Raw genomic sequence first — 14,378 nt, 5'->3', positions numbered from 1 at the left:
AATAAAAAAGAACCGTTGAGAAATAGAAGGAGAAATATATGTTGAGACAGTGGACAAAAGGACTATCGCTTCAGAAAAAAATCATGACAGTCGTTTTAGGTAATATGGTTGTAATTCTTTTCTCAATGGTTCTTTTTATGCAGGCAACGGTTTATCGAAATATGCAAAAAGAAACAATTTCTGGTAATGGAGAGAGACTCGTTCAGATAGATCGTAATATCAGTCTGATTTTAAATCAGATTGCAGAAGATACCTTGGATATATATTCAGATATACAGAAAAAAATAGGGGTGTCAAAAGACATATTAAACAATCATAGAGCTTTTTCTATATATTTTGCGCAGTATTATCCAATGTTAATAAAGGCAATGCGTAGTTATCGATACATTCATTCAATGATGCTATTTACGAAAGACGGAGAGGAATACTATCAGTCAACAAACGTTGCAGGAAATTTTTTACAAGAGGATCTGTATGCAAAAACGTTAGAAATGGCAGATCCGAATAAGATAATTACCTGGAGTACAGAACTTGGAGAAAATTTCTATTTAGATACAGATTCAAACAAAAAAATAGTAAGTGAGATACTGGAAATAAAGATTAATTATAAAACAGAGGCACTTTTTGTAGTAAATATATATGCTGAAGAGTTAGAAAATTTTATAGAAAATGCACAGGAAAATGAATATTTGGTTCTGCAGTTAAATCAGAATAATATGATATCCAGTGTACAGGATACATCCAGATTTACACAGGAGGATCTTTATCAATTATTGGAAAGTATAGATAGAGATAATTTTGTAAATACATCGGATTACTACATATTTACAGAAAAAATAGAAACAACAGATTGGAAACTATCTTTGATTTATCCCAAAAGACAAATAAATAAGAATAGTTTTGAAAGTATATCCAGTGTACTTATACTGATTTTTGTTTTTGGAATAGGAATGTTCTGTATAAACTTGGTTATTGTAAAAGAAGTGACCAATCCAATTAATCGTGTTACGAAAGATATCATTCAGACTGTTGAGACTGGAAAACTGATGCCTGTTTCTTTTACTCCAAAGTCAAATGATGAAGTATCTTCGCTGGTATCGTGTTATAACAAATTAATTGAGAAAGTGCAGGATGATTGTGAAAGAATTGAAAAAGAGCAGCATCTTAGAAATGCGATGTATTTACAAATGCTTCAAATGCAAATCAATCCACATTTTCTATATAATACTTTAGAGACTTTAAAATGTCTTATTATTATGCAAGATGAAAAAGCAGAAGAGATGGCTGGTGCAATTGGTGATTTTTATAAAGGGGCATTAATTGATGGGGATGATGTAACTCGTATGGGAGACGAAATTTACCATGTTCAGAGTTATCTGAAAATTATGAAATTAAGATACAGAAAAAAGATGGATTATAAGATTAATGTCTCAGACGAACTGATGAATAATATAGCTTTAAAATTGTCTCTTCAGCCAGTGGTGGAAAATGCGATTATACACGGAATCCAGCAAAAACATGGCTTGGGATATATAGAGATCAATGTATATAGAAAGAATCGAAAGGTTCAGATAGAAATTGTGGATAATGGAACGGGAATTAAAGAAGAGTACCTTAAGAGTTTACAAAATGCATTATCAGAGATAAGTGAAAAAGAGAAGAATAGTCATATTGGCCTGGTGAATGTAAATAAAAGAATTCAGCTGCGTTTTGGAGATGAGTATGGCATTCAAATAGACAGTGTCGAAGGAGAATACACAAGAGTGATACTTATAATTCCTGATTCTAATTATTATACGGTTTAGGTGATGAAATGTACAAAATATTAATTGCTGATGATGAAGAAATAATTGGAACATGTTTAAAGAAAATGATTGACTGGAAAAGTATAAATGCAGAAGTGATAGGCGTGGCTTTAGATGGCGAAGAAGCTTTGAAGATGTTTAGGGAAAAATTGCCAGATATTGTAATACTGGATATAAATATGCCATTTATAAATGGAATAGAGCTGGCAGGCATTATAAATCAGGAACACCCGGATACGAAAGTGATTATGTTGACAGCATATAAAGAATTTGAATATGCCAGACAGGCAATAAAATATCAGGTGGTAGATTATTTGACTAAACCATTTAACAACGATGACGTGAAATCTGTTGTTGAGAAAATTATTAAAAAATGGGAAAAACCGGAAAAAAAAGAAACAGATTTTGATGAGAAAAAGAGCGAGAATATTACAGACCGTGTGATTTCTTTTATCAGACAAAATTATCAAGATCCAGAATTGAGTTTGAAAGGAACTGCCGAAGCATTGTTTATTAGCACCAGTTATGTACAGACGTTACTAAAAAATAAGCAGACAAGTTTTAGTAAATTACTGGACGAGATAAGAATGAAGAGAGCAATGGAACTTTTAAAGGAACGGGAAGACTTAAAAGTTTATGAGGTAGCATATATGGTAGGATTAAATTCCTCCCAGTATTTCAGCAAAAAATTTAAACAATTTTATGGGGTAGAACCAAAAACGATAACAAAGAGCAGGAATCAGAATGAAGAATAAAAAGAAGTGGATAATACTGTTAATCGGATGCGTCATTCTTTGTGCACTGGTTATTCAGGATGCTCGGACAAAAAATAATGCAGATTATACTTTTGTGATAGCAACATCTGATAAATTTTATGATGAAACATACAGAAAGCTGGAAGAGTTTTTTCAGAAGTTTGGAATTGATCAGGATGGAGATGGAAAAGTAGAGGTGGCCTTAGATCGTTTAAGCGTTCAGACTGATATGAAAACAGGAGAAGTTGCAAACAGTTATGAAGATGGAATACAGTTATTAAAAATGATGACTGAGATAAAAGTGTTAGAAAGAAATGTGTATATTCTTGATACGAAAATATTGAAATTGCTGGAGCATTATAATGATAAATTCTTTGAAAATGTGATTGCTATGTCGGAAATCGCAGAAAAAGATAAGGGAATGGAGTTTGATAAAGCAGTATTAAATGATTACTGGATATGTATTCGTTCCAGGGATACGTTTGATAAATTAAATGAGATGGATTATAAAAAAGATGAAAAATATATACAAAATTTGATGAAATAATCGAAATAGCATACGGAAGAAAGTGAGGAAAAAGAAATGAATCAATATTTCAATCAGGAATTGCCGATATTTCAGTTCATTTATAAGACGGTATTGGTTATTTTAATTGGTGTGCTGACATTTATTTTGTGTCTTTTTCTGATACCGGCAGGTCCGGCATTGACCTCGTTATATGATACAATTCAAAAATCGGTTGTACAGGAAAACGGTGATATCATAAAAACATATTTTAGATCTTTTCGGAACAATTTTAAAGATTCGTTTTTAGCCGTGGCAATTATGATAGGTTATGCGGTCATTATAGGAGGAGGAACATATTTCAGTACAGTATTGAGTAAACAGACTGGATCGTTACAATTATATAGATTTATTATAGGAGCATTATTCATTCCGTTATTTATTATTTTTCCATACATATTTCCATTAATTTCAAGATTTACATTTTCGATAAAAGAATATTTTATTTTGTCTTACTATTTGTCGATCAAGTATTTTCTGAATACGATATTATTTTGTATTTTAATTTATGGGACAATATTGCTAATTGTTATGATACCGCAGGCTTTAGGGATAGCCTTTGCTTTGCCTGGAATCATATGTTTTATTATTTCAATAAAAATGGAAAAGATTCTAAATGATATGGAAAAGAAAATGGTGAAAGAATAAGAAAAAGGATTTCCCGGTGAAGTGAAAAATATACCTTCCGGTGAAATCCTTTTTTATATAGATCTATTAAAATGTTGAGGTCAAAAGCCGCTGCTTACTGTGCATTCTTTCTTGCAAAAGCAGCACGTTTTCTCATAGTTGGATCCAGAATCTTCTTACGGATACGTAAGGACTTTGGAGTAACTTCCAGAAGTTCATCGGTATCGATAAAGTCCAGTGCTTCTTCCAGACTAAGGATCTTCGGTACGGTCAGCTTCAGTGCATCGTCAGATCCTGAAGCACGGGTATTGGTCAGATGCTTGGTCTTGCAGACATTCAGCTCGATATCGTCTGTCTTACCATTCATACCGATTACCATTCCGGAATAAACAGCTTCACCAGGTCCGATGAACAGAGTACCACGTTCCTGTGCATTGAACAGACCGTAAGTAACAGATTCACCAGTTTCGAAGGAGATCAGAGATCCCTGTTTACGGTATTGGATCTCGCCCTTGAATGGTCCATAACCGTCAAATGTGGTATTCAGGATACCATTTCCCTTGGTGTCCGTCAGGAAATCTCCACGATAACCGATCAGACCACGGGATGGAATGGAGAACTCCAGTCTGGTATAACCACCGCTGGTCTGGCTCATTCCCTGAAGCTCACCCTTACGGATGCTCAGTTTGTTGATAACCGTGCCGGAGAATTCATCCGGAACGTCTACATAAGCAATCTCCATTGGCTCCAGCTTCTTGCCGCGTTCGTCTTCTTTGTAGATAACTTCTGCTTTGCTGACTGCGAATTCATAGCCTTCACGGCGCATGTTCTCAATCAGGACAGACAGGTGAAGTTCTCCACGTCCGGATACCTTGAAGCAGTCCATATCGTCTGTCTCTTCCACACGCAGGCTGACGTCTGTGTTCAGCTCACGGAACAGACGGTCACGCAGATGACGGGAGGTAACGAACTTACCTTCACGTCCTGCCAGTGGGCTGTCATTCACACGGAACTGCATAGAGATCGTCGGCTCAGAGATCTTCTGGAATGGAATAGCCTCTACCTTTTCCGGTGCGCACAGAGTATCACCGATGTGCAGATCTGCGATACCGGAGATGGCTACGATAGAACCGGTTCCGGCTTCGTTGACTTCTACTTTATTCAGTCCGTCAAATTCATATAATTTACTGATTTTTACCTTCTGGCGTTTGTCCGGATCGTGGTGGTTCACCAGCACTACATCCTGATTCACACGGATAGAACCATTATCTACCTTACCGACACCGATTCGTCCAACGTATTCATTATAATCAATAGTACTGATCAGAACCTGAAGCGGAGCTTCCTCATCGCCCTGTGGAGCCGGGATATAATTGATAATGGTCTCAAACAGAGGAGTCATATCCTTGTGCTCATCTGTCAATTCCATAACCGCATATCCTGCCTTGGCAGATGCATAGATAAATGGGCAGTCAAGCTGTTCATCAGAAGCGTCCAGATCAATAAACAGTTCCAGAATCTCATCAATTACTTCAGAAGGGCGTGCTTCCGGACGGTCAATCTTATTGATACATACAATAACCGGAAGATCCAGATCCAGAGCTTTTCTTAAAACGAACTTTGTCTGAGGCATGGAGCCTTCAAAGGCATCTACTACAAGGATAACACCGTCTACCATCTTCAGGACACGTTCTACTTCTCCGCCGAAGTCAGCATGTCCAGGGGTGTCTACGATATTGATCTTATAATCTTTATAATAAACAGCTGTGTTTTTAGATAAAATAGTGATTCCGCGTTCACGTTCGATATCATTGGAGTCCATGACACGTTCTGCTACTTCCTGATTGGCACGGAATACACCGCTTTGCTTCAATAATTCATCAACGAGAGTCGTCTTACCGTGGTCAACGTGTGCGATAATCGCAATATTACGGATTTTTTCTCGATTCATACAGTACCTTCTTTCCTTCATTCTCCGAATTATTCTACCACATTTTATTCATTTTACAAGATTTTTTATGCCTCACACCATTTAATAAGAAGAATTTTGTCAGATAAGCATAAAAAATACCCGAAAAATGCCGGATTCTGCGATATTTTCCTGATAAAATCAGGTGCTGCAGCGTTCTAAAGGTCTACATGAGGGAATAAACATATGTATGTAACGCAATACGAAAAAATACTTTGCGATGAAGAAGGGAGAATGCATACATATGTCTGACAAAATTATTGAGAATAACCAGGTATCAATCATAGGAGAAATCGTGTCTGAATTCGTATTCAGCCATGAAGTATTCGGAGAAGGATTTTATCTTGTGGATGTACAGGTAAAGAGACTCAGTGAGTCCTGCGACCGGATCCCGGTTATGGTATCCGAGCGGCTGATTGACGTAAATGAAGATTACAGAGGGGAATTCGTGAAGGTAACAGGACAGTTCCGTTCCTACAACCGGCACGAAGAAAAACGGAACAGACTGGTGCTGTCCGTATTCGCCAGAGAAATCTGTTTTACGGAGGAGGAGACAGACAAAGTAAAGACCAATCAGATTTTCCTGGATGGCTATATCTGCAAAGTACCGGTTTACCGGAAGACACCTCTGGGACGGGAGATATCCGATATGCTGATTGCGGTAAACCGTCCATATGGAAAATCTGATTATATTCCGTGTATCTGCTGGGGGAGAAATGCAAGATTCACAGCCGGATTTGAGGTAGGAAATCATATCCAGATCTGGGGAAGGATTCAGAGCCGTGAATATGTGAAAAAGATCGAAGGAGAGTATGCGGAAAGACGTACCGCTTATGAAGTATCGGTCAGTAAACTGGAATGGCTGCGGGCCTGAGATATTTCTGGCTTGCATTTCTGCAGAAAATGTGATAGAGTGACTGGACAACTTAGGTACAATATGAGTACTGTGACAGCCAAAGGGCTTCACACCTGGGTTAAAAAGTTATAAAAATGAGCATAAGACGAGGGAGCTAAGAGAAGTACAAATGATAAAAGGTCATACAATGCTGTTTTGCGGAGAGGGAAAAGGAAAGAGTATGGCCGCTCTGGGAAAAGCAGTTCTGGCAGCCAGTTGCGGAAAGAGTGTGATGATAATTCAGTTCTTAAAGGAAAGAGGGGACGAGAACATAGAATTTTTCCGGCGTCTGGAACCGGAGATTAAGATGTTCCGTTTCGAACGTTCAGAAAAGTGCTATCTGGATATGGATGAGGAAGAGCGGGAAGAAGAAAAACTGAATATCCGTAACGGACTGAATTTTGCCAGAAAGGTGTTGAGCACCCAGGGCTGTGACGTGCTGGTTCTGGATGAAGTGCTGGGACTTTTGGATACAGAGATCGTATCGGTAGAAGATATCCGGGAACTGATGACTCTGAAAAATGAAGATATGGATCTGATTCTGACTGGATTGTATCAGGCGAGGGAACTGTGGGATCAGGCAGATGAAGTGACAGTTATGGAGAAAAAAAGATCATAGTATCATAAATGGTTTGACAAGAAAAATCAATAATGATATGATGAGAGAAAGCTGGGGCAAGGTCGGTGGGCCTGGCTCCATTTTTCTTTTTCATTTATTTTATAGAAAAAAGGTAACTGTTCAGAATCCACTTCGTATCTGTGAAGGTACTGAACAGATACGAAAAAAGTCATCAGGATATTACGAACAACAAGGAGGATGTTATGGCTATTTTTAAAGGAGCAGGTGTGGCAATTGTTACGCCAATGTTTGACAATGGTGAGGTTAATTATGACAAACTTGGTGAACTTCTGGAATACCAGATTGCGAACAGTACCGATGCGATCATTATCTGTGGTACCACAGGCGAAGCATCTACACTGACACATGATGAACATCTGGATGTGATCAAATATGCAGTAGATAAAGTGGCAAAGAGAGTTCCGGTTATTGCGGGAACCGGTTCTAACTGTACCGAGACAGCCATTTATCTGTCAGTAGAAGCAGAGAAGAGAGGCGCAGATGCGCTGCTTCAGGTAACACCATATTATAACAAGGCAACACAGAAAGGTCTGATCCGTCATTTTACAGCAGTTGCAGAAGCTGTAAATATTCCGATCATTCTGTATAATGTACCGGGCAGAACAGGATGTAATATCCAGCCGGAGACAGCCGTTTATCTGGCAAAGAATGTAAAGAATATCGTAGCAATCAAGGAAGCATCCGGTAATATTGCACAGGTTGCCAAGCTGATGAGTCTGGCTGACGGATGTATTGATCTGTATTCAGGAGAAGACGGTCAGGTAGTTCCGGCACTGTCTCTTGGCGGTCTGGGAGTTATCTCCGTTCTTTCTAACATTGCACCAAAGGAGACACATGACATGGTAATGTCTTATCTGAACGGTGATGTGGAGACCAGCCGCAAGATCCAGCTGAAGGCAATTCCGCTGGTAGATGCACTGTTCTGCGAAGTAAATCCGATTCCGGTTAAGACTGCACTGAATATCATGGGAATGAACGCAGGCGCATTCCGTGGTCCTATGTGTGAGATGGAAGAAGCGAACAGACAGAAGCTGATTCAGGCAATGAAAGATTTTGGAATTAAGTGCTGCGAAGAATAACAGAACAGGTGGGAGGCAGTTCCCATTTTGAGGTAACAACAAAGGCGGCGAAACCTGCGAGGGTCACGCTGCCTTTTTAGAATAAGAAAGGATAAAAAGATGGTAAAAGTAATTATGCATGGCTGCAATGGCCATATGGGACAGGTGATTACAGATCTGATTGTAAAGGATGAGAATGCACAGATCGTGGCAGGAATTGATATGGCAGACTGCAGAGACAACGGATATCCGGTATTTACAGATATTAAGGCATGCCAGGTGGAAGCAGATGTGATGATTGACTTCTCATCCTTCAAAGCAACAGACGGTGTGCTGGATTATTGTGTCGAAAGACAGCTCCCACTGGTACTGTGTACCACAGGTCTGACAGAAGAACAGTTGGACAAGATGAAGGAATGCAGCCAAAAGGTGGCAATTCTGAAGTCCGCCAATATGTCTCTGGGCATCAATACTCTGCTGAAGCTGCTGCAGGATGCGGCAAAAGTACTGGCTACAGCCGGATTTGACATGGAGATCGTAGAAAAGCACCACAGGCTGAAATGTGATGCACCGAGCGGTACAGCTCTGGCACTGGCAGATTCTCTGAATGAAGCAATGGACAATCAGTATCATTATGTATATGACAGAAGCCAGGTACATCAGCAGCGTGATGACAAAGAGATCGGTATTTCCGCAGTCAGAGGGGGAACGATTGTGGGAGATCATGATGTCATCTTTGCAGGTCCGGACGAAGTGATTACCTTCAGCCACAGAGCATATTCCAAGGCAGTATTTGGAAAAGGTGCGGTAGAAGCTGCCAAATATCTGGCAGGAAAACCGGCAGGTCTTTATGATATGCAGGATGTAATCGGATAAGGAAAGAAAAGATCACAGATCGGGGAGAGAGTTCATAAGAATCTTAGGATTTACTTAACAGTATTGATTTCTTTTGAGGTAAAAGATATAATCTGTGAAAAGGATTGCGGGAGACACGAAGCAATCCGTGTAATAATATAAGTAAAATCGGGGAATATAGATAACAGGAGGTAACTATATGAAGAAGAAAAGTTTCATCATACCGGCACTTCTGGCATGTGTGATTTTTACAGGTTGCGGCAAGAAGGCGGCTGAGACCGAAGCACCAACCGAGGCACCTACAGAAGCTGTGACAACGGAAGCGCAGACTGAGACAGAGACTCAGACAGAAGCACAGACAGAGACGGAGACAGAAAAAGAAGACAGCATGAATCGTACCAGATCTCTGAAGGGACTGGTAGTATCCTCTGATGCAAGTAAGCTGACCATTCAGACAGAGAGAGGTAAGAAGCTGGAATTCAACCTGACCGGAGCAGATATTCAGGTAACAGGCGGAATCACAGCGGGCAGCAATGTCACAGTGCTGTACAAGGGTTCTGTAGAAGACACAGACACCAGCAATGCAAAAGTACTTATGGTAAAGAATCTGGCCGATGGTGAGACTCCGGTAACAGAAGGGGAACAGATGACTGAGGCAGAAGAAGCTAATCCGGAAGCAGGCGCAGGTACACTGGAAGGAACGATTGCTGATATCAATGCAGAAAGAATCGTAATCCTTGCCAATGACGGAGATTCCTACTACTTCTCTATTTACGAAGCAGATATGAATCTGAAAAACGGTACACAGGTAGGTAATTACGTAACGGTATCTTACAATGGTGATATTTACGGACCGGATCTGGTAGATGCGACAGCCATTACCGATGCGCAGGAAGAGACAGATAAAGTACCTTATGGTGGATCAGAAGGAGAAGATTATTCCTACATCGGCGGATCTATGACAGACTGCAGTCCGACAACGATCACCATTATGACAGAGAATGAAGAAGAATTTACACTGGACACTTCCAGTGCCAGACTGGTATACCGTAGTGGTCTGAATTATGGAACTTATGTCATTGCAGAGTATCAGGGTGACGATCCGACAACTGCAAAGATGACAGCAGTATATGATTATACAGGTGAAAGCACTTCTGACGGCAGCGAAGACCAGCAGGCAGCTTCTGATGAAACCGTAGATGAGAATCAGGAAGAAGTACCGCAGGAAGATGCAGCTCCACAGGAAGAGGCAGCACAGGATGTACCTGCAGAGGACGGACAGGAAGCATAAGATGAAACAGGAAAAGGCAATACCGTGTGTGGTACTGCCTTTTCCTGTTTCATAGGAAATTGTATCTTGTGAAATGAAAAGTGATCCGCTGCAAGCGAGATTCTTTTCTGCTTGTATTATCTGTGAATTTATTTTAAAATAGAAATATTCAGAGTCGGACAGATTCGCGAAAAAGAGACATGAGAGGTCAGACGATATGAAAAAAATAGCAGTAGTAACAGACAGTAACAGTGGAATTACCCAGAGCGCGGCAAAAGAACTTGGAGTTTTTGTATTGCCGATGCCTTTTTATATTAATGAAGAATTATTCCTGGAAGATATTACACTGACACAGGAAGAATTCTATAAGAAGCTGAAGGAAGATGCAGATATCAGCACATCTCAGCCGACACCACTGGATGTGACAGAACTGTGGGATAAGGTGTTGAAAGAATATGATGAACTTGTTTACATACCGATGTCCAGTGGATTAAGTAACTCATGTGAGACAGCTATGGCTCTGGCAAGAGACTACGAAGGAAAAGTATTTGTAGTGGATAACCAGCGTATTTCCGTTACCCAAAGACAGTCGGTACTGGATGCACAGAAGCTGATTCAGGAAGGCAAAGATGCTGCAGAAATAAAAGAGATTCTGGAGAAGACAAAATTAGCAGCCAGTATTTATATTACAGTAGAAACATTAAAATATCTGAAAAAGGGTGGTCGTATTACACCGGCAGCTGCAGCAGTTGGTACGATTCTGAATCTGAAGCCGGTATTACAGATTCAGGGAGAGAAGCTGGATGCTTATGCCAAGTCCAGAGGTAAGATGAAGGCAAAGAAGATCATGTTGGAAGCCATCCATAAGGATATTGAGAATCGTTTTTCAGAAGAGTGGAAGGAAGGAAGAATGGCGATTCAGGCAGCTTATGCCGGCAATCCGGAGGAAGCTGCAGAATGGAAAAAAGAGATCGAAGAAGAATTCCCGGGCATGGACGTCCATATGGATCCACTTTCCTTAAGTGTATCCTGCCATATCGGATATGGAGCACTGGCAATTACATGCTGCCTGGTACTGTAGGAGAAGGTAAATGGAACAGAAAAGAGAGATTAATAAGAAATTAAGCTGGGTATTTACAGTCATCTCTATCGGAGAACTGGCAGGTGCCCTGGCTGTTGTGGCATATGGATTGCTGAAAGGTCATATGACAGGAACTACCTGCAACGTTATCATGGGCGCTGCACTGGTACTGTACTGGTTACTGGAAGATATTGCAGAACCATTTGCCGTGCACCGTTTTGATGGTATTACCCAGGCACAGAAGGAAGCCTATGTCAAATATATCCTGCTGGATCTGGTTGGATTCGCAGGAATTGCATGTTTCCTGTTTGGAGTGGGCGGAAGCTCATCAGGAAGTAACAGTGGGATTCTCGGTGCAGTAGTATATGTAGTAGTGATGAAGCCAAAGCGTCAGAACCAGCAGATTTTCTATGGACATATTGACCCGGAAGCTGAGAGCGGGGAAGATGACAATGGGGCAGAAGAAACATCTGTAGAGGAACAGGAGCAGGCCACGCTTCCTGAGCAGGATGAAGAAGATACATCAGATGTGAAATGACTCCCATCTCGCAGCAAGAATGCCGAGGCATTCTTGAACCAAAGAGGAATAAAAGAGCCGTGTTGTATTGTCAGAAGAATCCGAGGTATCTGTGAATAAGTACATTGGCTGTGGCATACCATGAAGCAAGGGATTGTGTTGGGATTGCCGCATGAAGAAAAAAAGAAACAGACAGATTATATATTGTATTTTTCTGGCAGTACTGATTCTGATGGGACTTTTCCTGAAAAAGAAATCAGACCGTATTCAGGCAGTGAACAGCCAGAATGCGGTGTCAGAGCAGGCGGAGGAGAAGTCAGAGCTGGAGCAGGAAGAAGAACTCCCGCCGAGAGTGGCACTTACATTTGATGATGGTCCCCATCGGATTTATACGAAAAATCTTCTGGATGGATTAAGAGAACGTGGTGTAAAAGCCACGTTTTTTGTAGTCGGAGAGAATATCCCAGGCAATGAAGATCTGATTCGGCAGATGGAAGCGGATGGCCATCTGATCGGGAATCATACATATAATCATGCTGATATCAGTAAACTGAGTGACGAGGAGAACTGCCGGGAACTGCAGAAAACCAGTGATCTGGTAAAAGAGATTACCGGGCATGGAACAGCTTATGTCCGTCCGCCGTTTGGCAACTGGAAGGATACCATGGACTGCCGGGTGACTATGATCTCTGTAAAATGGACCATTGATACACTGGACTGGAAAAGTAAAAATGTGACGGAGATTATCGGGAAAGTGATGCAGCAGATATCCGATCATGATATTATATTGATGCATGACTATTATGAGACATCTGTGGAAGCGGCATTGCAGATTGTTGACAGACTGCAGCAAGAAGGATATGAATTTGTGACAGTGGAAGATCTGATTTTGGAATAATACATGAATGGAACAGGCTGTCATGGAGTGGACCAGTAACAGAGATTCTCGAATGAGAAGGGAGAGAGGTACCCATGGATTTATTTGATTATATGCGAAGCAACACAATGGAAAAGGAGGCTCCGCTTGCGTCCAGGCTTCGTCCGCGTACATTGGAAGAAGTGGTGGGGCAGCAGGAGATCATCGGAGAGGGCAAGCTGCTTTACCGTGCCATCAAAGCCGACAAACTGGGCTCTGTCATTTTCTACGGACCACCTGGAACAGGGAAGACCACACTGGCAAAGGTGATTGCCAATACCACCAGTGCGGAATTTACACAGATCAATGCCACAGTAGCCGGCAAAAAAGATATGGAGGAAGTGGTACAGAAGGCGAAAGACAGCATGGGAATGTATGGAAAACGCACGATTCTGTTTGTAGATGAGATTCACCGCTTCAATAAAGGACAGCAGGATTACCTGCTTCCGTTTGTGGAAGACGGTACGCTGATTCTGATCGGCGCCACCACAGAAAATCCATATTTTGAAGTCAACGGAGCGTTGATTTCCAGATCCGTAGTGTTTGAATTAAAACCGTTATCCAAAGAGGATATCAAGATCCTGATTCATCGTGCTGTTTACGATATGGAACGGGGGATGGGTTCTTATGATGCAGTGATTGATGAGGATGCAGCAGACTTCCTGGCAGATATGGCGGATGGAGATGCCAGATCTGCATTAAATGCTGTAGAACTGGGCGTACTTACCACAGAGCGCAGTGCGGACGGAAAAATACATCTGACCATAGATGTGGCGGCGGAATGCATTCAGAAACGAGTGGTGCGTTACGATAAAACCGGAGACAACCATTACGATACCATTTCTGCGTTTATCAAAAGCATGCGTGGCTCCGACCCGGATGCGGCAGTTTATTATCTGGCACGTATGCTGTATGCAGGAGAAAGTGTGACCTTTATCAGTCGTCGAATTATGATTTGTGCCGCAGAAGATGTGGGAAATGCAGATCCACAGGCACTGCAGGTGGCAGTGGCAGCAGCCCAGGCAGTAGAACGGGTAGGCATGCCGGAGGCACAGATTATCTTGTCCCAGGCAGTAATCTACGTGGCAACTGCACCAAAGAGCAATTCTGCAACCAACGCCATCTTCGAAGCAACACAGGCAGTGCGGGAATACAAGGCAACCGTGCCGGTACATCTGCAGGATTCCCATTATAAAGGAGCAGCAAAACTGGGACATGGCATTGGTTATGAATATGCCCATGATTTCCCGAAACATTTCTCCAGACAGCAATATCTGCCGGATGAGATCAAAGACAAAGTCTTCTACCGGGCATCCGATAACGGGTACGAAAAACAGATCAAAAAACATATGGAATGGCTGCATTCAGAATGAGCCAATGGGGACGGGGAAAAGTGGCTTTTAGGTCACTTTTCCCCGTCCCCGC

The 14,378-nt window shown here is 41.4% G+C and carries 14 protein-coding genes; 13 read left to right on the top strand and 1 reads right to left on the bottom strand.

Features of this window, described 5'->3' with window-relative positions; genetic code table 11:
- The first annotated feature begins 38 nt into the window (after window positions 1–38).
- The 4 genes from H8716_RS13110 to H8716_RS13095 are packed head-to-tail and all read left to right on the top strand — an operon-like array spanning window position 39 to window position 3,773.
- Window positions 39–1,805 carry a sensor histidine kinase gene (locus H8716_RS13110; RefSeq protein ID WP_249309467.1) on the top strand — a complete coding sequence of 589 codons (1,767 nt, stop codon included), beginning with the start codon at window positions 39–41 and terminating at the stop codon, window positions 1,803–1,805.
- 8 nt (window positions 1,806–1,813) lie between these two features.
- Window positions 1,814–2,560, top strand: a complete 747-nt coding sequence (locus H8716_RS13105; protein ID WP_249309465.1) for a response regulator transcription factor — start codon at window positions 1,814–1,816, stop codon at window positions 2,558–2,560.
- The gene (locus H8716_RS13100) at window positions 2,550–3,107 is read left to right on the top strand and encodes a hypothetical protein (protein ID WP_249309463.1); all 558 of its coding nucleotides are present in this window, start codon (window positions 2,550–2,552) and stop codon (window positions 3,105–3,107) included. The genes H8716_RS13105 and H8716_RS13100 overlap by 11 nt, the downstream gene beginning before the upstream one ends.
- 36 nt (window positions 3,108–3,143) lie before the next feature.
- Window positions 3,144–3,773, top strand: a complete 630-nt coding sequence (locus H8716_RS13095; RefSeq protein ID WP_249309461.1) for a DUF624 domain-containing protein — start codon at window positions 3,144–3,146, stop codon at window positions 3,771–3,773.
- A gap of 94 nt (window positions 3,774–3,867) precedes the next feature.
- Here the strand turns inward: H8716_RS13095 and typA are convergent, their stop codons facing one another.
- Window positions 3,868–5,703, bottom strand: coding sequence for a translational GTPase TypA (typA, locus tag H8716_RS13090; protein WP_249309459.1), 1,836 nt, complete (start codon window positions 5,701–5,703; stop codon window positions 3,868–3,870).
- Window positions 5,704–5,965: 262 nt separating this feature from the next.
- On the opposite strand from typA, the gene H8716_RS13085 reads away from it, so the two are divergent.
- The 9 genes from H8716_RS13085 to H8716_RS13045 all read left to right on the top strand — a co-directional run bounded on the left by H8716_RS13085 (window position 5,966) and on the right by H8716_RS13045 (window position 14,326).
- Window positions 5,966–6,595 (top strand): single-stranded DNA-binding protein, encoded by a 630-nt coding sequence (locus H8716_RS13085; RefSeq protein WP_249309457.1) that lies wholly within the window; start codon window positions 5,966–5,968, stop codon window positions 6,593–6,595.
- 151 nt (window positions 6,596–6,746) lie between these two features.
- Entirely contained in the window at window positions 6,747–7,235 is a 489-nt protein-coding gene (locus tag H8716_RS13080) for a cob(I)yrinic acid a,c-diamide adenosyltransferase (RefSeq protein WP_249309456.1), read from the top strand.
- Between the two features lie 203 nt (window positions 7,236–7,438).
- A complete protein-coding gene (gene dapA, locus H8716_RS13075; protein WP_249309454.1) occupies window positions 7,439–8,335 on the top strand; it encodes a 4-hydroxy-tetrahydrodipicolinate synthase in 897 nt (298 codons plus the stop codon).
- A gap of 99 nt (window positions 8,336–8,434) precedes the next feature.
- Window positions 8,435–9,190, top strand: a complete 756-nt coding sequence (dapB, locus tag H8716_RS13070; RefSeq protein ID WP_249309453.1) for a 4-hydroxy-tetrahydrodipicolinate reductase — start codon at window positions 8,435–8,437, stop codon at window positions 9,188–9,190.
- Window positions 9,191–9,368: 178 nt separating this feature from the next.
- A complete protein-coding gene (locus H8716_RS13065) occupies window positions 9,369–10,460 on the top strand; it encodes a hypothetical protein (protein WP_249309452.1) in 1,092 nt (363 codons plus the stop codon).
- 196 nt (window positions 10,461–10,656) lie between these two features.
- Window positions 10,657–11,520, top strand: coding sequence for a DegV family protein (locus H8716_RS13060; protein WP_249309451.1), 864 nt, complete (start codon window positions 10,657–10,659; stop codon window positions 11,518–11,520).
- Window positions 11,521–11,530: 10 nt separating this feature from the next.
- On the top strand, window positions 11,531–12,058 hold the full coding sequence (locus H8716_RS13055; protein ID WP_249309450.1) for a hypothetical protein: 528 nt from the start codon (window positions 11,531–11,533) through the stop codon (window positions 12,056–12,058).
- A gap of 151 nt (window positions 12,059–12,209) precedes the next feature.
- On the top strand, window positions 12,210–12,935 hold the full coding sequence (locus tag H8716_RS13050; RefSeq protein WP_249309448.1) for a polysaccharide deacetylase family protein: 726 nt from the start codon (window positions 12,210–12,212) through the stop codon (window positions 12,933–12,935).
- 74 nt (window positions 12,936–13,009) lie between these two features.
- The gene (locus tag H8716_RS13045) at window positions 13,010–14,326 is read left to right on the top strand and encodes a replication-associated recombination protein A (protein WP_249309446.1); all 1,317 of its coding nucleotides are present in this window, start codon (window positions 13,010–13,012) and stop codon (window positions 14,324–14,326) included.
- The last annotated feature ends 52 nt before the right edge of the window (window positions 14,327–14,378 follow it).

The sequence above is a fragment of the Jingyaoa shaoxingensis genome, from assembly GCF_014385005.1.
Classification (GTDB): Bacteria; Bacillota; Clostridia; order Lachnospirales; family Lachnospiraceae; genus Marvinbryantia; species Marvinbryantia shaoxingensis.
This window is presented reverse-complemented; position numbering and strand designations above follow the sequence as displayed.

Coding starts and splice junctions, on each gene's coding strand:
- H8716_RS13080 (WP_249309456.1), top strand. CDS start 6,747: ATGATAAAAGGTCATACAATGCTGTTTTGCGGAGAGGGAAAAGGAAAG.
- typA (WP_249309459.1), bottom strand. CDS start 5,703: ATGAATCGAGAAAAAATCCGTAATATTGCGATTATCGCACACGTTGAC.
- H8716_RS13055 (WP_249309450.1), top strand. CDS start 11,531: ATGGAACAGAAAAGAGAGATTAATAAGAAATTAAGCTGGGTATTTACA.
- H8716_RS13105 (WP_249309465.1), top strand. CDS start 1,814: ATGTACAAAATATTAATTGCTGATGATGAAGAAATAATTGGAACATGT.
- H8716_RS13065 (WP_249309452.1), top strand. CDS start 9,369: ATGAAGAAGAAAAGTTTCATCATACCGGCACTTCTGGCATGTGTGATT.
- H8716_RS13060 (WP_249309451.1), top strand. CDS start 10,657: ATGAAAAAAATAGCAGTAGTAACAGACAGTAACAGTGGAATTACCCAG.
- H8716_RS13050 (WP_249309448.1), top strand. CDS start 12,210: ATGAAGAAAAAAAGAAACAGACAGATTATATATTGTATTTTTCTGGCA.
- H8716_RS13085 (WP_249309457.1), top strand. CDS start 5,966: ATGTCTGACAAAATTATTGAGAATAACCAGGTATCAATCATAGGAGAA.
- H8716_RS13045 (WP_249309446.1), top strand. CDS start 13,010: ATGGATTTATTTGATTATATGCGAAGCAACACAATGGAAAAGGAGGCT.
- H8716_RS13100 (WP_249309463.1), top strand. CDS start 2,550: ATGAAGAATAAAAAGAAGTGGATAATACTGTTAATCGGATGCGTCATT.
- H8716_RS13110 (WP_249309467.1), top strand. CDS start 39: ATGTTGAGACAGTGGACAAAAGGACTATCGCTTCAGAAAAAAATCATG.
- H8716_RS13095 (WP_249309461.1), top strand. CDS start 3,144: ATGAATCAATATTTCAATCAGGAATTGCCGATATTTCAGTTCATTTAT.
- dapB (WP_249309453.1), top strand. CDS start 8,435: ATGGTAAAAGTAATTATGCATGGCTGCAATGGCCATATGGGACAGGTG.
- dapA (WP_249309454.1), top strand. CDS start 7,439: ATGGCTATTTTTAAAGGAGCAGGTGTGGCAATTGTTACGCCAATGTTT.